The sequence below is a fragment of the Acinetobacter nosocomialis genome (genome assembly GCF_041021905.1).
Lineage (GTDB): Bacteria > Pseudomonadota > Gammaproteobacteria > Pseudomonadales > Moraxellaceae > Acinetobacter > Acinetobacter nosocomialis.
The window spans coordinates 2,640,052-2,663,595 of the sequence record NZ_CP157432.1 but is presented as its reverse complement, the minus strand read 5'-3'; the positions used below and the strand labels follow the sequence as shown (position 1 = coordinate 2,663,595).

The 23,544-nt window shown below is 35.6% G+C and carries 16 protein-coding genes; 14 read left to right on the top strand and 2 right to left on the bottom strand.

What is annotated here, in order from left to right:
* The first annotated feature begins 24 nt into the window (after positions 1-24).
* The 7 genes from ABLC00_RS12415 (at position 25) to ABLC00_RS12385 (ending at position 16,373) form a co-directional block, all read left to right on the top strand.
* The gene (locus ABLC00_RS12415; RefSeq protein ID WP_033846049.1) at positions 25-12,009 is read left to right on the top strand and encodes a hemagglutinin repeat-containing protein; all 11,985 of its coding nucleotides are present in this window, start codon (positions 25-27) and stop codon (positions 12,007-12,009) included.
* 1 nt (position 12,010) lies between these two features.
* On the top strand, positions 12,011-12,493 hold the full coding sequence (locus ABLC00_RS12410) for a contact-dependent growth inhibition system immunity protein (protein WP_004886298.1): 483 nt from the start codon (positions 12,011-12,013) through the stop codon (positions 12,491-12,493).
* Positions 12,494-12,649: 156 nt separating this feature from the next.
* Positions 12,650-13,129, top strand: a complete 480-nt coding sequence (locus ABLC00_RS12405) for a contact-dependent growth inhibition system immunity protein (protein WP_004886299.1) — start codon at positions 12,650-12,652, stop codon at positions 13,127-13,129.
* Between the two features lie 835 nt (positions 13,130-13,964).
* Entirely contained in the window at positions 13,965-14,360 is a 396-nt protein-coding gene (locus ABLC00_RS12400) for a hypothetical protein (RefSeq protein ID WP_004886303.1), read from the top strand.
* Between the two features lie 248 nt (positions 14,361-14,608).
* Positions 14,609-14,995, top strand: a complete 387-nt coding sequence (locus ABLC00_RS12395) for a hypothetical protein (RefSeq protein WP_348941019.1) — start codon at positions 14,609-14,611, stop codon at positions 14,993-14,995.
* A 180-nt stretch (positions 14,996-15,175) separates the two neighbouring features.
* Entirely contained in the window at positions 15,176-15,790 is a 615-nt protein-coding gene (locus tag ABLC00_RS12390; RefSeq protein ID WP_033846048.1) for a hypothetical protein, read from the top strand.
* Between the two features lie 256 nt (positions 15,791-16,046).
* Complete coding sequence (locus tag ABLC00_RS12385) at positions 16,047-16,373, top strand: hypothetical protein (protein WP_033846047.1); 327 nt, start codon at positions 16,047-16,049, stop codon at positions 16,371-16,373.
* An 86-nt stretch (positions 16,374-16,459) separates the two neighbouring features.
* Here the strand turns inward: ABLC00_RS12385 and ABLC00_RS12380 are convergent, their stop codons facing one another.
* Positions 16,460-17,002, bottom strand: coding sequence for an RNA 2'-phosphotransferase (locus tag ABLC00_RS12380; protein WP_004886307.1), 543 nt, complete (start codon positions 17,000-17,002; stop codon positions 16,460-16,462).
* A 130-nt stretch (positions 17,003-17,132) separates the two neighbouring features.
* Between ABLC00_RS12380 and ABLC00_RS12375 the strand changes: the two genes are divergently transcribed.
* The 7 genes from ABLC00_RS12375 (at position 17,133) to ABLC00_RS12345 (ending at position 22,222) form a co-directional block, all read left to right on the top strand.
* On the top strand, positions 17,133-17,465 hold the full coding sequence (locus tag ABLC00_RS12375) for a hypothetical protein (protein ID WP_004886308.1): 333 nt from the start codon (positions 17,133-17,135) through the stop codon (positions 17,463-17,465).
* A gap of 519 nt (positions 17,466-17,984) precedes the next feature.
* Entirely contained in the window at positions 17,985-18,359 is a 375-nt protein-coding gene (locus ABLC00_RS12370) for a hypothetical protein (protein ID WP_004886310.1), read from the top strand.
* A 70-nt stretch (positions 18,360-18,429) separates the two neighbouring features.
* The gene (locus ABLC00_RS12365; protein WP_004886311.1) at positions 18,430-18,804 is read left to right on the top strand and encodes a hypothetical protein; all 375 of its coding nucleotides are present in this window, start codon (positions 18,430-18,432) and stop codon (positions 18,802-18,804) included.
* Positions 18,805-19,039: 235 nt separating this feature from the next.
* On the top strand, positions 19,040-19,444 hold the full coding sequence (locus ABLC00_RS12360) for a hypothetical protein (protein WP_004886312.1): 405 nt from the start codon (positions 19,040-19,042) through the stop codon (positions 19,442-19,444).
* A gap of 295 nt (positions 19,445-19,739) precedes the next feature.
* Entirely contained in the window at positions 19,740-20,168 is a 429-nt protein-coding gene (locus ABLC00_RS12355; protein ID WP_004886313.1) for a hypothetical protein, read from the top strand.
* A 325-nt stretch (positions 20,169-20,493) separates the two neighbouring features.
* Complete coding sequence (locus ABLC00_RS12350; RefSeq protein ID WP_004886314.1) at positions 20,494-20,877, top strand: hypothetical protein; 384 nt, start codon at positions 20,494-20,496, stop codon at positions 20,875-20,877.
* Between the two features lie 784 nt (positions 20,878-21,661).
* Positions 21,662-22,222 carry a TetR/AcrR family transcriptional regulator gene (locus ABLC00_RS12345; protein WP_004886317.1) on the top strand — a complete coding sequence of 187 codons (561 nt, stop codon included), beginning with the start codon at positions 21,662-21,664 and terminating at the stop codon, positions 22,220-22,222.
* Positions 22,223-22,307: 85 nt separating this feature from the next.
* Here the strand turns inward: ABLC00_RS12345 and ABLC00_RS12340 are convergent.
* A protein-coding gene (locus ABLC00_RS12340) for an IS3 family transposase (protein ID WP_225367773.1) occupies positions 22,308-23,440 on the bottom strand; the annotation gives its coding sequence in 2 pieces (ribosomal slippage) (positions 22,308-23,188 and positions 23,188-23,440; 1,134 coding nt in all).
* Between the last annotated feature and the right edge of the window lie 104 nt (positions 23,441-23,544).

Below are 23,544 nucleotides of genomic sequence, written 5' to 3'. Positions count from 1 at the left end.
AAAAAGATTTAGTGAGATTTTAGAATGAATAAGAACCGTTATCGTATTATTTTTAGCCATGCTCGCGGTATGTTTATTGCTGTTGCTGAAATTGTAAAAAGTAAAACCAAACAAGCAGGGCAAAGTCAGGGACAAATCGGAACAGATTCGACCATAGATTCGGTTCTACCTATTCATTATAAGAAACTCAATCCACTTAATTTTGCTGTAATTGGCTGTTTGGGAGCATTGGTGATTAGCTTGCCAATGAGCAGTGTTGCTGAAACTCAGATTATTGCCGATAAAGGTGCACCTACATCGCAGCAACCGACCATTTTAAATAGCGCAAATGGAACAACTCAGGTCAATATTCAGACACCAAGCGCTGGGGGTGTTTCACGTAATACCTATACTCAATTTGATGTTGGGCAAGAAGGCGCTATTTTAAATAACTCACGTAATAACACCCAAACCCAATTAGGAGGCTGGGTACAAGGTAACCCATGGCTCGCAAAAGGCGAAGCCAAGGTTATTTTGAATGAAGTGAATAGTAATAATCCAAGTCAACTCAAAGGCTATATTGAGGTTGCCGGAAAACAAGCACAAGTTGTTATTGCGAATCCATCTGGTTTGATCTGTGATGGCTGTGGTGTGATTAACGCAGACCGTTTTACTTTAACTACAGGTCAAGCGGTGATGAACCAAGGTTATCTTGAATCATTCCGCGTCCGCGAGGGGCAGGTCACGATTGAAGGTAAAGGCTTAAACGGAAGTTTAACTCCCTATACAGATATTTATGCGCGTGCTTTAAAAGTCAATGCAGGCTTGTATGCAAATGAACTTAATACGGTACTTGGACAAAATGATATTCAAGTCAAAGACCAAGTAGCTCCTCAAATCACGGCAACAACAGGACCCACAACCACACCTCCGCCAAACTTTGCTTTAGATGTAGGCCAATTGGGTGGCATGTATGCTGGAAAAATCTTTTTAGTTGGAACAGAGCAAGGGTTAGGTGTACGTAACGCAGGTACGATAAATAGTACTCAAAGTACGCTTACGCTGAACGCAAATGGTGATTTGGTCAATAATGGTAACTTGATCGCGAATAAAGATCAGGTACAGCTGAAAGCTCAAAATACTAAAAATACCGGTAATGTCAGTAGCGCAACTTCACAAATTTCTATTGAAAGTCAAAATCTAGATAACTCTGGTTTAATCAGTAGTGCTGATGAGTTACGTCTTAATCAACAAAATAGTTTGAGTAATAGTGGCACATTGAATGCTGCTCGCCTTGTTATTGATGTGGGTAGTCTAAAAAATAGTGGTTCTATCGAACAAACAGGTTTGCAAGGGCTAGATTTAAAGTCAGGTTCAATGACAAACCTTGGTGGTAAAATCGGAATTGCTAAAAATACCACAGGTGGTGGTACTGGCGGGTCGACAGGTGGCAGTGTTCCGACAGTTCCAACTGATCCATCCAAAGATGGCGGAAGTTTAGAAGTTGCTACTCCAATAGATACGACCCCAAAAACTTATGACCAAGGTTATATTCATGTTAAGGAACAACTAAATAATGACCAAGGGGCGATCATTGCCAATGGTGGTGTAGATTTAGACAGCCAAAATGGTCTAGATAACCAAGGCGGTCAACTTAATCTGGGTGCTATTCATATTAAAGGGAATAGCTTTAATAACAACCAAGGTGAGCTCACAGTTAAAAGTGCTGATATCCAAACCTCAAGTTTTAGTAACCAACAAGGATTACTGCAATCACTCACTTCTTTAGATGTAAATAGCCAGTCGATTGATAATCAGGGCGGTAAAATTAATGCCTTGAATAATATTAGTATGATCTCGAGCGGAAACATTCTAAATCAAGCGGGGCAGATCGCGAGTTCGTCTGAACTTTATTTACAGGGATTGGGCCTAAACAACAGTGGGGGTGATCTGGAGGCTGAACAATTATTAAAACTTAATCTTTCAGGTCATTTGAATAACCAGAAAGGAAAAATAGTCACTAATAATAACTTGGATAGTTCGCTTTTTGGTCTAGATAACGACCAAGGTGAAATTTCTGCAAAAAATATTACGATTCAAAACAAAGATCAGGCTTTAAATAACGGATCTGGAACGATTTATGCCGACCAAAGTTTAAAAATTCAAACTGGATCTTTAAATAATGCAGTCAACGGTACGTTATCTAGTCATGAAAATCTGCAAATTGATAGTCAACAACTCACCAATCAGGGCTATATTCGTGCTGATCAACAATTAAAAATTAATAATACAGGTGTTATGACACAGCAAGGAGGTATTCTTTCAGCCTACGGTAATATTGATTTAACGAGTCAGCGTCTTGTTAGTGATGAAAAAAGTGTTATTGCGGTCGGTATCAATGCTCAAGGTGAGCAAGATCAAAATGCTCAAGCAGATTTAAATATTAAAACAGAGCAGGCACTTGAGCATCACGGAAAACTACTGGCAAGCCATAATATTGATTTAGATGGGGCAAATGTAGATTTATCGCAAGGAACGGCAGCAGCTCAAAATATAAATATTACAGCTCGTGATGGAGATATAAATAATCAGTCTGGTATGTTGCAGGCTGACACTATCCAATTAAATGCAATACAAAGCCAGCAAAGTCTGATTAACCAGAGTGGTCAAATTCTTGCGAAAAAATTGAATCTGAACATTGGGAAAGATATTAATAACCAACAAGGTTTGATTCAGCACACTGCGTCAGATGACCTGAATTTAACTGTTCAGGGAGTCATTAATAACCAGCAAGGCCGTATTCTCACAAATGCAAATCAGTTAAATATTCAAGCACAGGGTTTAAATAGTGACTCTGGTGTGATCCTGCATTCGGGCCAAGCTGGCTTAAATATGGATATACAAAATATCCATGCGCAAAAGGCTGAATTGAGAACTAATGGCGCACTTAAACTTACGACCGATCAAGCACTATTAGACCAATCAAAAGTGTCTGCTACTCAAGCCAATATTCAAGCCAACCAATTTACTGACCGTAATGGTGAAATGTTGTTTAGTGCGGTAAATGGTCAAAGTTCAATTCGTGTAAATGGTGACTACCAACATCAAGGAAGTGTATTACAAAGTAACCATAGCTTAGACATTCAAACAGGTTCGCTTAGTAACCAAAGTGGGAATATCTTAGTCACTCAAAATGAAGCAACCTCACAACCAGTACAGTTAAATATTGTTAGTCAAAACGATATTCAAAATGATTTGGGTAACATTGTGAGTGAAGGCCAGCTTACATTGAAAGCTGGAAAGGGGCTAAGCAACCAACAAGGTAGTATAATTAGTTCTAATACGCTTGAGCTTACAACAGATCAGTTAATTAATAACCAGTCAGGGCAGATACAAGCTAAGGATATTAAGCTCTCTGCATCAAACTTAGATAATAGTTCAGGAGTAATTGCTGCTAAAACTGGTGATGTATCACTCAATATTAATAATCAGTTGATTAATGGTCGTGTTGAGCAGGGTAAATCGGCTGGTATTATTCAGGCAGCACAAAATATAGATGTTCAGACTGGGTTATTAGACAATAGTGGTCTGATTTATGCCGGCCAAGATCAACAACTCAAAGTTGCTCAAAATCTTAAAAATGCTGGACAGTTAGCTGCTCAAAATAACTTAAATATACAGACGGCTACACTGACCCAGACTTCTGCAGGGAGCATTATTGCTGGTTTAACATCAGATGGTTCATTAGCAAATCAGGGTAATCTTAACATTGATGCTACAGGTGCTATAAGTGCGCAGGGGCAACTGATCGCGGGCGGTGATTTAAGTAGTCAGGCAGCGAGTCATGTCTTAAACCAAAGCCTTGTTCAAGCAAAAAATATTTCGCTCAACAGTAAATCTGGTCAATTGAGCGCTCAACAAAGTACGATTCAGGCCGCACAGCAACTTAATTTAACCACTCCAGATACGCTAGATACTCAACAAGCCAATTTAAAGGCGAATAAAGTTCAAATTAATGCAAAAGACTTAAATAACCAGTCAGGACATATCCAGCAAACAGGTTTAGATCACACTCAAATTTTGTTGACAGGTGATTTAAGCAATCAAAACGGGCAAATTGACAGTCTAGGCCAAAAACTACAAATAAATGCCAATAATTTAAATAACCAGAATGGTCTCATCCAATCTGGTACAACAGACAGCCAACTTATACTCGCTATAGCTAATACGCTCAATAATAATCAGGGCAATATCAAAACTGCTGGTAGTTTGCAAACGAATAGTTCCGAGTTAAACAATGATGCTGGAACGCTACTTAGCTTCAATGGTTTTAACATCAATACACAGCAGCTTAGTAATCAAGCAGGTCAAATTGTTGAGGCTGGAACACAAGACAATATTGTTAACCAATTAATTGTTAAAAACCTTCTAAACAATAGTAATGGCAAGATTCAGACAAATCATAATCTTGAAATTCAGGCTGGTGCGTTAAAAAACAATATGGGCAGTATTGTGACCGCAGGCACAGCAGGTCTTAACCTCAACACAGCATCACGACTCGATAACCAGTCTGGAAATATTCATTCCAGTGGTGATCTAAATATAAAAGCTCAAGACATTTTGAATGATCAGGGACAAATTCTTGCTGCCAAAAATGCTCAGTTTAATAGCCAAGACACCTTAAGTAACCAAGCGGGATTAATCGCAGCACAACAACAATTAATGATTCAAAGTGCTGCTTTGAATAACCAAGCGGGTCAAATTGGGTCGGTAGATGCGGGCGTAAATATCCAGACGACTCAGCAAGCATTGAATAATCAGAGTGGTAAGATTCAGGCGAATCAAGCGATTAACCTCGATGTACAGGGCCTTGATAATAGTCTACAAGGCTTGATTAGTAGTACTAAAGGTGATCAAAGCAAAATTCAGATTGATACTCACCAGCAGAGCCTGAATAACCAAAATGGACAGATTAATAGCGGTAATACATTACAGATTAGTACCAATAGTCTGAACAATCAGCAAGGTCTAATCACTGCACAGGGTGATCTTGGTATAAACGCCGTGCAACTGATTGATAACCGACAAACCTATTTAAATGCTACCTTGCCAGAGTTGGCCCAAGGTATTCAATCTTTAGGACAAGTCTTATTACAAACGTCCGAATTAAATAATGAACAAGGTCAGGTCATTGCTGGAAATGGATTAACCATTCAAGCGCCTAAGGTGAATAACAGTAATGCGGGCTTGTTAGCCAGTGGACAAGACTTACTGATCGACAGTGTTGGACAAGCAGGTACGATTAATAATCAGAAAGGCAAAATCAGTGCTAACCGAAACATTAGTCTAAATACAGGCCTGATGACCGGAAGCCAACTCGATAATAGTCAGCAGGGCCTCATTAGTGCTGCAAAGCAAGTCAAAATTGTTAGTCAAAATATTGATAATTCAAACAATGACCAGAACCAAGGTATTCAGGCAGGGCAAATAGAAATAGCCGCTAGTACTTTAAATAATAGTGCTGGGCGAATCTCCGCTGAGCAGCAACTTAATTTAAATATTTTAGATAATTTAAACAATACCAAAGGCTTAATTAGCAGTCTTGATCAATTAACAATACAAGGTCAGCAAGACAATAATCGTCTAATTGTAAACAATCAGCAAGGGACTATTATTGCAGGTGAAGAAGGCTCATCAACTGCAGGATTAAATATTCTGGCCAAAGGTTTAACAGGCGATGGTAAGGTCTTAAGTCAGGGACAGCTAAATCTTCAGCTCAATGATGATTATGTACAAGATGCTCAAGGTCAGTTGCAGGCACAGGGAAATTTAAACCTTAGCTCTAAAGGTAAAGTTACCAATCATGGTGCAATCAAAAGCAACGGACAGTTATCTATTTTAGCAAATACAATTGAAAATGCTGTAGATGGCAGTTTGGAAAGCCAGCAAACTCAACTTGAATCTGTAGGTGTGCTCAATAATTATGGACTCATTAATGGTTCAAATACATATGTTAAGGCAGGCCAACTCAATAATATTGCCGGACGTATTTATGGTGACCATATTGCAATTCAGGCGAATACTTTAAATAACCAAAGCCTCAATGGTTTAGCGCCAGTCATTGCCTCAAGAGGTGATCTGGATCTGGGCGTACAGGTTTTAAACAATCTTGAAAATAACCTAAATCATCAAAGTGGTTCGCAAATTATTGCCATGGGAGACTTGCGTATAGGAGGTTCGCTTGACTCACAGTGGCATGCTCAAGGAACTGCGCAGCAAGTCAATAACCGAAGTTCTGTAATTAACGCGAATGGCAATATCGACTTGAATGCTGATACTGTTAATAACCAGAATGTCTTTTTTACAACCAAACAACAGCAGACCACTGAGCAACTCGATTACTGGAATATGTATATTTCAGATTCGCGTGCCGGATGGTATAACCCTGGCCCTCAGTCCTTAATTACTCAGGAAATCTATAGCCAGAATCCAGATTTATTTACTAAATTAAAGCCTGCACAACAGCTTGTGACTTCCTATGACAACGCAACGATGCAGGATTATTTGAGTCGTCCTGATGGTTATTTCTTCATTGTAAATAACTATGACGATAGCTCTGCTGGCAACATGTTTAAGGGCTATGTCGTTTATAACGGACAGCTCTATAGTACTGACCATTATGAAAATGTGAAAAGTACGCAAACTACGACCACGACTGTAGCAGATGAGTCAGCACCTGCTGTGATCAGTGCAGGGGGTAATTTAAGTTTCACAGGCACAATTAATAATGACAAAAGCCAAATTATGGTGGGTCAAAAGCTGATTGGGGATGCCAAAGCAATTCACAATGTCGATGCCAAAGGTCCTAAAATTACACATGAAGAAGGAACGGTAACACCAAGTTATGGCAGTTATGGTGGCAAGGGGCACGATAGAGTCTGGGCTTCTGCTGAACAGGCTTATAACCCAGCAGATGTTACCAAAGGGGTGGATTTATTTATCTATGAAAATCCAACCAGTGCGACGCCTGTTAAAGTGCAAGACCAAACCCAGCAAGTCAATAAAGACAATTTGGCTGAACAGGCGCTGAGTCAAAACCATGAATCTACTATTATTGGTCAGCAAAATACACAGGTTAATCAAACAGAAACTGTTCAACAAACTGCAGCTCAATCTGATCGTATTCAATCAAATGAAATTAAAACAGGTCAGGCACAGCTTGAAGGCGTAGTCGGGGCAAACACTACCGATCATAAAGCCATGAGTAATCGTGCAGTCGATCAAATTCAAAACACTGATACTAAGGCTGCCTCTGTTCAGGGGCAAACAACACAGATTGATGGTAGTGGTTTCGAGATTCGCACCAACAACGCTAACGTTAAAGTCCCAAATAATGCGTTGTATAGTAAAAATCCGGACAGCCGTGCTAACTACCTTGTTGAGACAGATCCAGCGTTTAGTAACTATCGCAACTGGTTATCTTCAGATTATATGTTGAATGCATTAGGACTTGACCCAGCGCTTCAACAAAAAAGATTGGGTGATGGTTACTATGAACAACGTATGGTACAAGACCAAGTTGCTCAACTAACTGGCTACCGTTTTTTACAAGGATATGGTTCCGATGAGGAACAATATAAGGCGCTCATGAATAATGGGCTGAGCTATGCAAAACAGTACAACTTACGTCCTGGTATTGCACTTACTCCAGAACAAATGGCGCAATTAAGCAGCGATATTGTTTGGTTGGTAGAAAAAGAAACTACCCTACCAGATGGTACAAAAACCAAAGCTTTAGTCCCGCAAGTTTATGTTAAAGCGCGTGTGGGGGATTTAAAAGGTGATGGAACTTTAATTAGTGCCGATAGTATTCAGCTCAATTTAAGTAAAGATTTGACCAACGCGGGAACAATTGCTGGACGACAAGTTGTTCAAATTAATAGCCAGAATTTAAACAACCTTGCTGGAAACATCCGTGGTGGTGTAGTTAGCCTTGGTACTGAAAAAGATTTAAATAATATTGGTGGTATGATTCAGGCCGATCAAGCCATGAATTTGCAGGTAAAAGGTAACCTGAATATTCAGTCAACCACACAGAGCCGTCAAAATGCATTAGGCCAGAGCAACTATAGCTGGACAGGAATAGATCGAATTGCTGGTCTTTATGTAGGTTCAGCACAACAGCAAGCGTTGAGCGATCAGCCAACCTTAGTGATGAATGTTGGAGGTGACACTCGTATATTGGCTGCAAATATCCAGAATAATAGCGGTGGACAAACTATTATTCGTACGGGCGGTGATCTTAAAGTCGGTAGCCTGAATACGGAAGTGACCAACAATGTGGTGGGTAGCTCAAAAGCTTATCATTTAGATACACGACAAGTCGAAGTTGGCAGCCAGATTAAGAGCCAAGGTGATTTAAGCTTACAAGGAAACAATATCCAGATTCATGGTTCACAAATTAGTAGTTCAGAAGGCTTAACTGCGTTACAGGCGAAAGAACAGTTACAGATTGAAGAGGGCCGAAACAAACTTGATCAACAAGATCAGTCAAGCTTTAGTAAGAAAGGTAAGCTGAGTAGCTCTACGACCAGTGACTTTAGTCATCGTAGTTCAGATGTTGCGGTCGGTAGCATTGTTGAAGGCAAAAAAGTGCTATTGGATGCAGGAAATATCAATGTCCGTGGCAGTAATATTGTTTCTGATGAGTTGACGCAGATTCAAGCCAAAGACAATGCAAATATTGAGGGAGCTCAGAACCAATACAACAGTCAAACCAATAGTGTTGTTAAAAACTCTGGTCTTATGTCTACGGGTGGCATTGGTTTTAGTTTAGGTAAAAAACAGGAAACTACTTTAAAAACCGAACAACAACTCACCAATAGTGTTTCTCAAGTAGGCAGCTTAAACGGTAATACCAATATTGTAGCGGGTAAGACCTATCAGCAAACGGGAAGTACCGTTTCATCACAGAAAGGCGATGTGAATATATTGGCAGAGCAGGTCAATATTGAAGCTGCTAAAGAACAAAGCACAAGTGATTATAAGCATGAGATGCAACAGAAAGGTTTAACACTTGCAGTAAATGTTCCCGTAGTCTCGGCTGTACAAAGTGTAGCGGAGTCTGCTAAGCAGGTTGGTCAAAGCAAGAATGATCGTGTGAATGCAATGGCAGCAGCCAATGCTGGCTTTGATGCTTATAAGGCTGGACAGGCTTTAAGTTCATTACAAGGTGCATTATCAAATGCAGGTTCACTCAATGGTGGTGTAGAAGTTGGTGTTAGTCTGACTTATGGTGAACAGAAAAATACTGAAACAAGCCATTCACAAAGTACCACTGCGAGTCAAAGTCAGGTCAATGCTGGCGGACGTACATCTATTGTGGCCACAGGCGCAGGGGATCAATCGAACATTAATATTGTTGGTTCAGATGTGTTGGGGCAACAAGGCACACGCTTGGCTGCCGATAATAATGTCAATATTAAAGCAGCAGAACAAAACCATATTGAAGAAAGTAAAAATGAAAGTGCAGGCTGGAATGCTGGAGTTACTGTAAGTAACCAAACCGGTTTTGGTGTAACGGCTGGCGGTAACTTGGGTAAAGGTAAGGGTAATGGTACCGACACAAGTTATGTGAATAGCCATGTGGGTTCTAAAGATAGTCTAACCACGATAACAAGCGGAAAAACGACGAATATTATTGGCGGACAAGTACAAGGTAAAGGTGTACAGATTGAAGCCGATAACTTAAATGTTGAAAGCTTACAGGACAAAGCGACATACAAGAGCAAACAACAGAATATGTCAGCACAAGTGAGTGTAGGTTTTAGTGGAGGCAATGTATCTGGAAGCTTTAGCAAGTCTAATGTAGATGCGAATTATGCATCTGTAAATGAGCAGTCAGGTGTATTTACAGGGGAGGACGGTTACCAAATTAAGGTAAATAAAAACACTGACTTGAAAGGTGCAATTATTACGTCGACTCAGACTGCTGAGAACTTGAAGAAAAATAGTCTAGATACAGGAACTTTAACATCTTCTAACATTCAAAATGTGACTGAATATGATGCCAAGGGTATTTCTGTAGGTGGTGGTTTTAATGCCGGGAAAAGTGGTACGGCAGGTAACAAAGAACCTGGCACGGTACTTTCGACACCAAACAAAATTGATCAACACGCTTCAACAACAGTAGGGGTAAGTAAATCTGTTGGGTTTGGCCTAGACAGTGATAAAGACAGTAGTGTGACCAAGAGTGGTGTGAATACCCAAAACATTACAATTCGAGATGAACAAGGCCAGCAAGCGTTAATAGGTAAAACTGCCGGAAAGATCAAATCTGAGATATTGACGTCTGTAACCACAGATACTGCACGTGAGAATAGTGGAGCACTGCAAAATAACTTTGATAAAGATAGAGTTCAAAGTGAAATTAATTTGCAAATGGACGTAACGAAGAACTTTGATGCGAACCGTCAGGAAGCAAAAGCTGAGATCAATAAGAAGATTGATGATGCGAAAAAAGAAAATCAATCTATTATAGACAAACAAAAACAAGGTCTAGGCTTAAGTAAACAAGAGCAAGACCAATTGAATGCTTATAATGACAAAGTTGAAAATTATCAAAGACTAGGCGTATTACTAGACAGTATATCAACAGGTTTATCCGCTACAACAAGTTCAGGTCTAGGTATAGCGACTGCAACCTTAAGTCCAGCGGCAAGCTATCAGATTGGACAATATTTCAAAGAACAAGCGAGTAATAATCCAAATGGTCAACTCACGAGTGGTCAAGAAGCTGCACATATTTTAGCTCATACCGTTCTTGGTGCAGCAGTTGCCGCGGCTGGTGGAAATGATGCGATGACTGCGGGACTTTCAGCAGGAGGAGCAGAGGCAGCGGCACCAATATTATCGAGTTTCTTGTATGGAAAAGATGCCAAAGACCTCACAGCAGATCAGAAATCTACAATTAGTTCTATTGTAGGTTTAGCAGGTAGTGCAGTTGGAGCAACGACGGGTGATATTAGTTCTACAGTTCAAAGTGGGCAAGTTGCGCAGAATGCGGTGGAGAATAATATATTTGGTGTTTTAACATCTAATAAGCAAATAGATAAACAAAAAAATAATGAATATTTCCAAAGAGAATTTGCATGTAAAGGTAATGCACAGTGTTTAAAAACTGTATTGACAGAAAATGCATTGGATGCCATGAAATATGCGCAAAAAGAACTCATATTAAATGGTAAGAACTATAAACCAGGAGATATCATATCTAATCCTGACCCTAAATCTGATGGATCGGGCCTTAAGTATATTGTAGTAAACAAAAATGGCGTGCTTAAAGCAGAAATTTTACCTGCCGCTGATCAAGTTTATTACTACGTAACGCATAAACAGGAGCTTTCAAAGTCAATTGAAGATATGTCATTCTTTAGTCCTGGGGCTAACTCGGTATTAGGGATTTATGGAGCAGCGACAGGGCAAACGTTATTAAGTGGTACTCAACTATCCACTGGTCAAAGGGTATTATCAGCAGTTGATGGGGTAAGCAGTGTTTTACCGGGAGTGGTATTCTTAAAGGATAGTAAAGTCCTTAGTTCAGATAGTGTGGGGATGACGTGGGGTAAAGGAATTAATGAACAGGGGAAACCGTGGGAAAATTATATTCAATCTACCTCGCCTGCAACAACGATTGACTTAAATTCGATTAAGTCGAATTTTAAAGCATTTGATCACTTTGATCCTGCAACAGGTTTGGCTACAAGTGATAAAACTTTAAATACAGCGGCTAAAACCTATCAAGATCCGAAAAAGATTACGTCTCAGATTAATAAGTATATTGATCAGATGGATAATTTTACTGGAGATAATAAAGGAAGATTTGAATTAACAAATGATAAAATTAAGTCAAAGGAAATGCAGTTAGCTATTCCTGTTAACACGAGTAAAAGCCAATTAGATGCAATTCAGAAGTCAATTGATTACGCTAATACGAAAGGCATTACAATTAAAGTTACTAAGGTGAAATAAGATGAAACATGTAAATGTATATTTTAATTCTCAATATATTGAAGTGACATCGTGGAATGATGGTGGATGTTGGCTTTTAAATTTAGATTTTGAACCAATCAAACTATCAACAAATGTTAAAAATAAAATTTTGGGTGAGTCTATTCAAATTGCTTTAAATGCAGGGAAAAATATTCCTCCTGAGAATGTTAAGAATATTTTATTTTCTCCGGAATTAGACAGCCTAATGACGGAAAGAGATAAAAAATTAATGGCAGAGTTCGGTTACAAATCAAAAAAAGCATTATTCAAACATATGAGAAAAGTAAGCATAACGTATATCAATGATACCTATAAAATTTCACCATCACATCAAGATGGACTAGATTATAGTTTCACAGGCTTAAGTAAAGCTGATGAAATTATTCTTCCAAATGATGCAACGGATGAAGAACTAGGGCAAGCAGTTCGCCTAGCTTATGAAAAGTGCACAAGTATTTATTAATTTATAGATTACTTTGGTTACTATTTTCGAGAGATGTGGACAAGCTTGGGGTTGTCCACAAATTTGACGAAACACTTTATAAAGATACTCTTACAAAATCAATTGAATATGCAAATAGTAAAGGTATCAAAATCAAGGTAACAAAGGTTAAATGATATGAAACGAGCAGCAATATACTTTAATGACAAATATATTGAAATTATTTCATGGAATTATGGTGGAATGTCTGTATTTAATTTAGACTTTATTCCTTTAGTTTTGAAATTCGATATTGATAATTCGACTTTAGGAAAGTCAATTAAAATAGCATTAGATGCAGGGAAAAAGATTCCACCAGAAAGTGTCAAAGATTTTTTGTTTTCTCCTGAATTAGATATATTTATGAAAGAAAGGACTAAGAAATTAATAGCTGAATTTGGATATAAATCAAAAAAAACATTGTTTAAAAATATGAGAAAAGTAGGTGTAGAGTTCAATGAAAATTATACTATTTCTCCCTCTCATCAAGATGGATTAGATTATAGTTTTTCAGGTTTAAGTAAAGCTGATGAAATTATTCTTCCATGTAATGCAACGGATGAAGAACTAGGACAAGCGGTACGCTTAGCCTATGAGAAGTGTACAAGTATTTATTAATTTATAGATTACTTTAGTTACTATTATTAAGAGATGTGGACAAGCTTTGGGTTGTCCACAAATTTGACGAAACACTTTATAAAGATGCTATTCAAAAACCAATTGAATATGCGAATAGTAAAGGTATCAGAATAGACGTAACTAAGGTGAAATTAAATGAAGAGGTTAGCAGTAAATTTTAATGATCAATATATTGAATTTGAATTGTAGTATTATAGTCCAGTGGAATATTATAATCTTAAGAAGTATGAGATTAATAATAAAATTAATAGAAAATATATTGGACTTCTTTATAATTGAAAATAGATGGCTTAATAAGTTTTTGAATAGTGATGGAATGGAAAGCCTATTAAAATGAAGTTAGGTAAATAGCTGAGTATACATATACATGCTTATAGTGCTTTCACTAAAGAAGAAACAGATAAAATTAATCAGATTATAAAGTTTGAATTTCCTAGTTATTTTAATTATGACTTTATAATTTATGAGGCTGATGATTTAAATGGTTATGAAAAAGAAATAGCTGATGAAGATGTTGGAATTCCAGCTTCATTCAAGGCTGATTTTTTAATTTCTTTAAATAATAAAAGCGCAACTTCTAATATTTTTAAGGTTGCGCTAATTATAAAAGAAAGATTTGGTTCTGAAAATATTATTTTAATGCAAAATGGAGATGTAAGAATATAACTATGTTAATGTGTTTGTTAGAAATAATCTGAGAAGTAATGTAATGGAAATTAATGAAATGAAATAAGAAATGATTTTTATTCTTCAGAAGTTTATTAAATTTAACAATAAATTGGTATATAGAAAGCAGGGGATTATAGGGGGTGTGATGCAATATATGATTGAGTGGTTGAGAACGAATCGAAATGAAATCTTAAAAAAATATCCCGAAGCAGACCCTGAATTATCTTTTTTCATGGACTATTTTGTTACATCTACTGGAAGGTATACATTTATTAGCATCCTTAAAGATGCTATACGAGGTGAGGGTTCTAGCCTCCAAGAAACGTCAAGTTATTTACTTATGAATGATGTAACAGATGAGGGACATGTTATTGATGCAGCGGAATTTTATTTTTACGATGAACTTGATGGCAAAGTGCCATTTAAAGTTTTTGCTTCGGTTTTAGAATTAATAGTATTAGCATATGCTGAGCATAATTCAGAGGAAAAGGAACGAATTATTCATTTAATACCGCGCCTTAAAAAAGTTTGTGATATTTGAATAAATATAGTTGTTAAGCTAAGCATCCATCTGTAAATTTCAGATAGGCGCTTAGCTTGAAAAAAAGAGAGATTAAATTTTTATGTTAATTTTTCATACAAAATATTCCTTTATTCACCATAATATTTAATATAAATAGAGAGAAATACTAGAAAATATCAAATGTACTTCCAATTATTCTAAATGCGCCATCACCAGTTATTCCACCAAAATATAAATCTAAAAATATCAAATAGGAGATTTTTTAAATGAATGAATTAATGAGTGATTGGTTGAGTAATAATTGGAGTGTAATTCTAAAAAGCTATCCGGAAGCAGAACCTTTATTATATTATTTTAATACTGTTGCTTGGGTTAATCCTATTATTGATATTATTAAAAGAGCTATTAGAGGTGAAGGGGCTAATATTCAGGAAACTTCAGCTTATTTACTCATGGATGATGTATTTGATGAGGGACATATTATTGATGCGGTAGAGTTTTATTTTAATGGTGAATTTGATGGCAAAGTGCCATTTAAAGTTTTTGCTTCGGTTTTAGAATTAATAGCATTAGCATATGCTGAGCATAATCCAGAGGAAAAGGGACAAATTATTCATTTAATACCGCACCTTAAAAAAGTTTATGATATTTGAATAAATTTAGTTGTTAAGCTAAGCCCCTATCTGAGTCTTGGATAGGGACTTAGCTTATAAAGAGTGTATAACTATTTATTAACTTATAGAAAAGAATCTTCTATCATATATTTATTATTTACAATATTGATTACAGGGGCTAGATGGTATACTACCAAATAGTTTAGGGAGCACTTTTAAATGACTATTAAAAATAATAATCAATATGAATTTTTATTAAATTCTATATTTGAAGGTAGTTGTGAAATAGCTATTATTGTTTCACAAAGAAAGCATTATTTCATTATTGATGATAAAGAAAACTTTGCTATAGATATAAAACCATTTTATGATTCATATTTAGAAAAAGGTATACTTGATGAAAATAGCTATAGTTTTGCTTTAAAGGAATTTAGAGGGGGAGCATCAATTTTAAATAATGAAACTTTACCACTATATTTGTCAAGCTTGTCTGAAATGAATATTAAAACGCTTGATTGGATGAAGAATTTTTTTAAATATAAAACTAATATGGATGAATTGGAAAAATTATATATTTATATGGAAGACTATCTTATGTCTGGGGAAGGAGATATAAAAAATGAATTATGGGCTGTAATGGAATCTCGATTGCCAAAATTTTACTTAAATCTTGATAGGAATTTATTTTTCCATACAGATTGGCAACGTGAGTTTGAAAATCAATTGCCAGACAATTGGAAAGGAAAGGCATCCAGTCAATTTTGGTCATTAATTCCAGATTCATATCAATATTGGATTATTAATGGAATGAATTTTTGGAAATTATATGGTTAGTATTACCATATTTATAGATAAAAGAGTCATGTTATGAATACGGTTGTAATTTCACGTCTAAAACAAATAACTTCCAAAACAGTATAACTCCGGTTTCAATAATATAGATGTACGAATAAAAATTTGCCTGAGCTATTGTAAGTGATGTAATGAAGTTAAGATTTACAGGTATAGAGCTACCAAGTCAATTTTTAGACAGGTTTTATAAAATTAAGAAATCCAAAATGAGAATTATTAATATAGAGGAGATCTTTTGATGAACTCATGGAGAAATGAGCACAATGAGAGACAATATAATCTAATGTTAGATATGATCTTCGAATTTAAAAAGGAGAAGATTGGTATTAAGCAACTTATTTTAAGTTTAAAATCCTTATGTAATGCTCTGGAATCCGTTCCTGAAAGTTGGAAAAATTCTTTTAATGAGGAATGGTTTACACTTGAAACAGTTTATGCCTTAGCTTTAGATAGGCAAGAAGAAAGTTTAGATAAAAAGTTCATTCTCACTAGTGAGGAAATAAATATAATTAATAATACATTAGTAAATTTACAAAACTTAATATCTGAGAGAAAGGCTAAATAAAATGGAAAATTAGATAAAATCCAAACTAATATAGATAGTATTGTTGAAAAATGCTTCCACCTCTGAGTGAAAGCATAATTTTCATTCTACTGAAAAGCAATAAACTCTACTGGTACATGTTTAACCAACCAGACTCCATTTTCAGCTTGGAAAAATTCGAATCCATTCTTATGCATTTCTAAAGCATGTATAGCTAAAATCTGAGGTTTGCCATAACGTGCTCCAACAGATAGAGCGGTGTCTTTGTTTTCTGTTAGATGCACATATTGACGATCTTTTGAGATCAAACCTTGCTCTTTTATTGAGTCTATAAATCTTTGAGCTGTACCATGATAAAGAGAGATTGGTGGCACAAGCTTATTTAGAGTGATATCGACACTTGTGGTTGAGTGGCCCTGTACAGCGCGAATATATTTTCCATCGTCAGAAATTTGGAAGCGCTTTTTATCACTATTACTCACGATACTCTTAATAATTTCTTCGTCTAAAGTTGTATTGTTGACTGGTTGTGACTTGGAAATTAAGTCTTCAATATTTGCCCAACCTTCACGATCTAATGTTAGATCAATTTCTTCTGGTTTGTGTCTTAGAATAAAACTTAAATATTGGCTAATTGCTTTTTCGTTCATAGATATAAAAGTATTAGAGTTTTTTATATTTTAATGATTTTATTAACTTAAGAGTAGTCTTATAGTGAAACTAAAAAATTGACATGAAAATTGTTGGTTCATTGTTAGGTGCTTAATAAAGGAGTTAACTGTGTTAGGTATATCTTTAAGTGAAAACTGGAATGATGACACTATTTATATATACGGCATATACCATAGTAATAACGATATATTGTTTTATGGAATTTCTGGGGAACATGGTAATGAACTAATTGCATTTAAGCAGAGAGAAATAGAAATAAAAGATCCTAAAGTACGGTATGAGATGGTCTATTATGGTAATGATGGTCGTAGTCATTTTATGATGCTTCATTGGGCTTTAGCTGAAGATGGCTTATTAGATAAATTATTAGAACGTGACCCAGATTCTTTAGCACTTTTTTCTAAGTTAAGGTGGCTTGATAGTAAGCAAGATTTTACTTAATTCAATGATCTTTATTGCTTGAAGATTTCTTTAAAGGGTTATTTATCTAGAGAAATAAGCCTATATGGGATGAAAAAAGTATTGCAAAAGTAGTACTAAAATCAACAGTGTGGCAATTACAGGTATTTTGACGGGATTAGAAGTAAATTTCTATTTGGGATATTATTTATGCTTGATGATCTTAGTTTTTTTCAAAAAGTTGGTATTTTCGTACAACCAATTATTTTAGTGATAATGGGAATTTATGGGCCGAAATCATTAAGAAATGTCTCATGGGCAATGTTGTTTTTTACGTTAACTACATATCTTTTTAATTTATTTTGAAGCAGATGGCTGTATACAAGCGTATCAAAACCATAGTGATATAAAAAGTATTCACTATTTGAAGTTAAATCTAGTATTGGTTTTAGTAACTATATTAGCAATACAGGAGCCATACAATACATCATGTTATATTTTGATAGAAAGCTTTAAAAAGGCACTTACTGGCGAAATAGTAATAATTAGGAATTATAAATAGTGTTACAAGTTCATGCTAAATTTGAAGATGATCTTCATACAGAAAATATGCTTAAAACATCACAAATACCGTGTTTATGTAAGATTGCTGAAAAATTTGAAATCGACTTTTTAGTCGCTTATCCTCAGGTTACAGGTTTTGTAACAGGTTGGGAGTATAAAGAAATTGATTTAAGAGTATCCGCAGGTGCTGGTGGGGAATATCTTCATTATAAATATGGATTAATTACTTTATCTAAGCTTGAGAAAGATTTATATATTATTGAAAACTTGTCTATGTTCGAATCAGGAAGTGGATGGCTTCCAGTAGTTGAAAATAGAGAATATAGCCATGTAGCTGAAGTTGAAGAGCCAGATTGGTTGAAAGATTTATGACCTAACTCCAATAGAAGATTTTAATAAATTCTTTACATGTGAAAGTATTATTCTGCGGAATTATAAATAAATGTTTATTTTAGATCTTAAACTTCCAAATAATTTACATTCTGAAATGATGTTGGAGTGTGAAAATATTCCGTGTTTGGTGAGGATAAATAGTATATTTAATATTGATTTTTTTGAGACTGTTCCTCATATATCTGGACAAGTTTTAGAATGGTCATGGAGCGAATTAAATAAAAGAGTGCCTGCTGGCTCTGGAGGTGAATATATGTACTATAAACGTAGTTTAATTACATTAGAAAGAATTGATAAAGATCATTTCAAGATTTTAGATTTAAGTATGTTTTTAAATGGTATAGGCTGGTGTAAAGTTATTGAGAACTCTATATATGCGGAACCAAATCCTAATTTGTGGGATACGGATCCTGATGAATATTAAAGCTATGAATAAAACATGAATTTAATCAATCGCAGTAGTACGTTCTTTCTTGCAGTTTTTCTGATGATGAGTCTTTCAAATACATATGCAACTAGCATACAGGCTTTACATACTGATTGGTAACAGGAAGCAGGGCTTTAGCAAGACTTGCTTCAGCATCTAGACTCGTAGGAGTAAGTGATAAAACTGTAGATAATGTTGAGCAGCGAGCGAAAGTTCAATAGGAGTAATAACTGTGGTTGAATGTATTTCTAATTCCATTGGAAAAGCATTAGTTGAAAAAGGGAGTAGTTTAAATAGTTTTTTCAAGTTATCAGTAAATTATGATTATGGCTATAATTATGATTATGCTTTAATCGTAGGGGAGAAGTATTTTATTTTAGGTGGTTTTGTTAAAAATAATTGCCTATATTACTATATTTATGATGATTATGTGCGGGTAGTGCCTACTATTCTTTTTGATATTGAAAAGTATTGTTTAAATAATGATATGTCTTTTTATATTGATAATAATCAAGGTGGTTGTTTAGGTGTTGTTTTTAATCCTCTTAATAAAATAGATTATTGGTATGAAAAGTATTTGGATGAAGATGTGGATGTGGTGGAAATTGTTAATAATATAATTAATTTAGAGCTGTAAATATTATTTTATAGGTATTAAATATGTTGATTATTTTGTCTATAAGTAAACTATAATATAGCTTGTAATTTAATAATTGTTAGAAATACTTATGCTATTAAAAGTCGGAAGCAAGATTGAAATATGAACTATCAGAGGCTTTTAAAAATAAGCCAGCTAATTTACGTTCACAAGAACGTTTTACTACTACTACACCTTCTGGGGGTAAACGTTAAGTTTGTACCACCAAGCCAAAGTCCTAATTCTACAGTGAATCAATGGCGTGGCGGGCCTTTATAATGAGGAAATAAATGAGATGAAAATTAAATTTCAATATGTTCTAAGAGAAGAATATGAAGGTGATGAAGGAGTATATGTACCAACACTCGGTTGGGAGGTAGCCCCATATAAAAATCAAGCGGAGGGATTTGATGCATATCTTAGAGGGGATGAAGACTTTTTGGATTTTATTTCAAGCATAGATAATTTAGAACTTATATCTGAGGCTTTATTAAAAATTGAGAGTATATTGAGAAATCAAAGAAAAGAAATTATTTTTTCTCCTTACGGTGATATGGGGGGAAGTGTGAAATTTACAAAGGAAATTACGACATTTAAACTTCGTACTAACAAAACTAAAAATTATCGTGGAGAAATCTCTACTGAATTATTTTTAAAAGTATTGATTCAATGGAAAAAGTATTTGGAATCTAATACAAAAGAGTGTGAGGCAGTAGTTATATAATAATTTAATTAGATTAAAGAAACCTATCAATACTAGATCGGCGTTTTATATAATTAGAGAAAATTCTACCTTTAAATCGATTCAGGATGAAAGGGAATTCAAACTATTAGGAAGTGAATTATTCGATCTTTTAAGAGAAGAGTTAACTGGTCAGTATGAAGTTATCTATCAAATTTAAGATAGCTTAAAAAATGCTGCCAAATTAATCTAATTATATGACATTGTATGACTTCTAAAATTTTTTTAATATTTTTGAAAAATAGGAAAATTGAAGCTTTTCCTTCCCAGAATGCACCAATTTCAAATCAATAGCTATGGATAAAACATGAATTCAATAAATCGCAGTAGTAAGTTCTTTCTTGCAGTTTTTCTAATGATGAGTCTTTCAAATACATATGCAGCAAAGACACAGGTTGAAGAGGTTGACGCAATGGAAGCTGCTGGAGCAGAAGTGGCAGAAGCGGGTGGAGCTGATGTTAGTGGAGTAGAGGTTGAATGTGATGCTGATGGAGCTTGTTATGGTGTAACTTCTGTAGCTCCCGTTTCTGATGATGAAAGGTACGGTGGTATTGAACAGGAATATGTTGTAAAAGGCTGTAAAGTAACGGTCTACAATGATGGGCCAGTGAAAATGGTCGATGTAAAGACGGATCAACCATGTGATGCTCCACTTCCTAAAGGTCATAAATTCTCTAAAAAGAACCATTAATTATTTTGTGTAGCATCTTTAAACAGGTGCTATTGAGATGAATTTACCAAGCCTCAAGCCAACTGAGAGTAAGAGGCTTATTTTTCTCATCTATTCTGATTAGGAACTATAAGAATTAGCCCAATCTTTCTTATTGCTGAACTCAATTATTTTTTAAAAAACTATAGAAATAACAACATCTGTTTTTTACCCGTAGATTTTGTAGTACATCTTAAAAACCCACTGATTTATCAAATACTTTGTCTGTTTTATTTTAAAACAGTTGTCACTTTTTGTGCTTGACGATAAATAGAGTGACTATTATTCTTTGCGTGCTGGCCTACATTGCCAGTCGGTTTTAGCAGACCGCATCAAACGTACATTAAAAGTTTCATACTTTTAGTGTTGAGCCCTCGTGCCCCCTCTGCGGCGGAACGGGAGGGGGACACCTTCGGGTGTGCTGGCCACGTTTGACCAGTCTGCTAACCCCTTTTCGTTCTGCCACCATAATTTTAATGTCTGGCAGAACTCCCAATAAAAAGGAGTCGGCTTTGCACATCCATTATTTCTTGGCAGCCTTTGCCAAAAGCTATAACAACACAACTTAGTTTGTTAACAAGTTTGATCGCCATTAGGTTTATCAAGCTTTAAATCGTCACGACCAAAAACTTAGCAACTATAAAACTCGAGATGTGCCAAGCACAGTCTTTATGGGTTTTGCTGCGCCTTTTTTTCTCCCAGAAAGGGCACAGATTTTTTTAACTCATTTATATACAACAAAAATTTATTTTATAACGGTAAAACTATGCCAAATTTAATTCTCCCAACACGTGCTTTAGAAGTTGTAAAAAAAGGAATAAATCTGTTTCACCATGGTGGGTTTCACACTGTGGGCGTCGACAAAATTGTGAAAGAAACTGAAGTGAACAAAATGACGTTTTATAATTATTTTCACTCAAAAGAGCGCTTCATTGATATTTGTCTACTCGTACAAAAAGAACGGCTCCAAGACCAAGTGGTTGCACTGGTGGAGTATGAACATGATACAAATGTCATAGATAAACTCAAGAAACTGTATGTTCTACATACCGACTTAGAGGGACCATATTACTTATTATTTAAGGCTATTTTTGAAACTAAAAATAGCTATCCAAATGCTTACCAAACCGCAGTAAGGTACAGAACATGGCTGACCAATGAAATCTATAGCGTACTTAGAACACTTAAGGCCGATGCAACATTTAATGAAGCGAAACTCTTTTTGTATATGATTGAGGGTGCAATTATTCAGTATTTAGATAAGAACGATACGTATGAAGGAAATAAGGCATTAGATTACTTTTTATTAAGGGTAGGGCTGGTTTAGATAAATATCCCAAAGTACATTGGCAGAGGTGGTCCCACATGTTTGAACAACTAAAAGCTTATTTATAAGTGATACTCTGCTCTAGTTAAGCTACCTTATTTTGTTGTGGTAGCTGGTCATAGTAAAACTCATCTGGAGTCATTTTGTCCAGACTCGAATGAGGTCGTTTCAAATTATAAAATTCAAAATATGCGTTTAATTGCTTCTTCGCATCCAAAACATTGCTGTAGGCTTTGAGATACACCTCTTCATATTTAACGCTCCGCCATAATCGTTCAACCATCACATTATCAACCCATCGACCTTTACCATCCATGCTGATTTGGATGTCATTTGATTTCAATACATCAATAAATGCATCACTGGTAAACTGACTGCCTTGGTCTGTATTAAATATTTCAGGTCGACCATATTTTTCAATAGCTTCATTTAATGTTTCTATGCAAAATGTAACCTCCATACTAATCGATACTCTATGCGCAAGTACCTTGCGGCTATGCCAATCAATCACAGCACATAAATAAACAAAGCCTTTTGCCATAGGGATATACGTTATATCCGTAGACCACACTTGATTACTGCGCTGAATAGCCAATCCTTTGAGCAGATATGGATATTTGCGGTGAGCTTGATTAGCCTGGCTTAAATTTGGTTTGCAATATAACGCATTAATGCCCATTTTCTTCATTAAAGTACGTGTATGACGTCGTCCTATATGATGTCCTTGACGATTCAACAAATCACGCATCATACGGCTACCTGCAAAAGGGTATTGCATATGTAACTCATCCATACAGCGCATCAGCTTCAGATCTGATGCACTCACAGGTTTTGGGCGATAGTAATAACAACCACGGGAGACTTTCAGCAGCTGAGCTTGCTTAGATACTGAAATCTGAAGTGAGTCATCGATTAACTTTTGTGGTTGAAGCGGCCCAGTTTCTTCAACACACCTTCTAAAAAATCAATTTCTAATGCCTGCTCACCGATTTTTGCATGTAGTTTTTTTAGATCGATGGGTGGTTCTGTTGGAGCTTTTGATTGATCGAAAGCTTGCGAGGAAGCTGAAATCAGTTGATTTTTCCAGTCGATAATTTGGTTTTGATGAACATCAAATTCAGCACTCAATTCAGCAAGTGTTTTTTCTGCTTTAATCGCAGCAAGTGCTACCTTAGCTTTAAAATCATTTGAATGATTTCTTCTTGGTCTACGTGCCATAAAATACTCCATATATTGATGTTTATAACATCATTTGGGGAGCAAAATATCACTTATAAGTGTTGTTCAAATTTCCTGATCCACCTCTGGCTAAGTACTTTGGG

Bases quoted from the DNA above. Each gene is read 5' to 3' on its own strand.
- ABLC00_RS12415 (WP_033846049.1), top strand. From the start codon at position 25: ATGAATAAGAACCGTTATCGTATTATTTTTAGCCATGCTCGCGGTATG.
- ABLC00_RS12410 (WP_004886298.1), top strand. From the start codon at position 12,011: ATGAAACATGTAAATGTATATTTTAATTCTCAATATATTGAAGTGACA.
- ABLC00_RS12405 (WP_004886299.1), top strand. From the start codon at position 12,650: ATGAAACGAGCAGCAATATACTTTAATGACAAATATATTGAAATTATT.
- ABLC00_RS12400 (WP_004886303.1), top strand. From the start codon at position 13,965: ATGCAATATATGATTGAGTGGTTGAGAACGAATCGAAATGAAATCTTA.
- ABLC00_RS12395 (WP_348941019.1), top strand. From the start codon at position 14,609: ATGAATGAATTAATGAGTGATTGGTTGAGTAATAATTGGAGTGTAATT.
- ABLC00_RS12390 (WP_033846048.1), top strand. From the start codon at position 15,176: ATGACTATTAAAAATAATAATCAATATGAATTTTTATTAAATTCTATA.
- ABLC00_RS12385 (WP_033846047.1), top strand. From the start codon at position 16,047: ATGAACTCATGGAGAAATGAGCACAATGAGAGACAATATAATCTAATG.
- ABLC00_RS12380 (WP_004886307.1), bottom strand. From the start codon at position 17,002: ATGAACGAAAAAGCAATTAGCCAATATTTAAGTTTTATTCTAAGACAC.
- ABLC00_RS12365 (WP_004886311.1), top strand. From the start codon at position 18,430: ATGTTTATTTTAGATCTTAAACTTCCAAATAATTTACATTCTGAAATG.
- ABLC00_RS12355 (WP_004886313.1), top strand. From the start codon at position 19,740: ATGAAAATTAAATTTCAATATGTTCTAAGAGAAGAATATGAAGGTGAT.
- ABLC00_RS12350 (WP_004886314.1), top strand. From the start codon at position 20,494: ATGAATTCAATAAATCGCAGTAGTAAGTTCTTTCTTGCAGTTTTTCTA.
- ABLC00_RS12345 (WP_004886317.1), top strand. From the start codon at position 21,662: ATGCCAAATTTAATTCTCCCAACACGTGCTTTAGAAGTTGTAAAAAAA.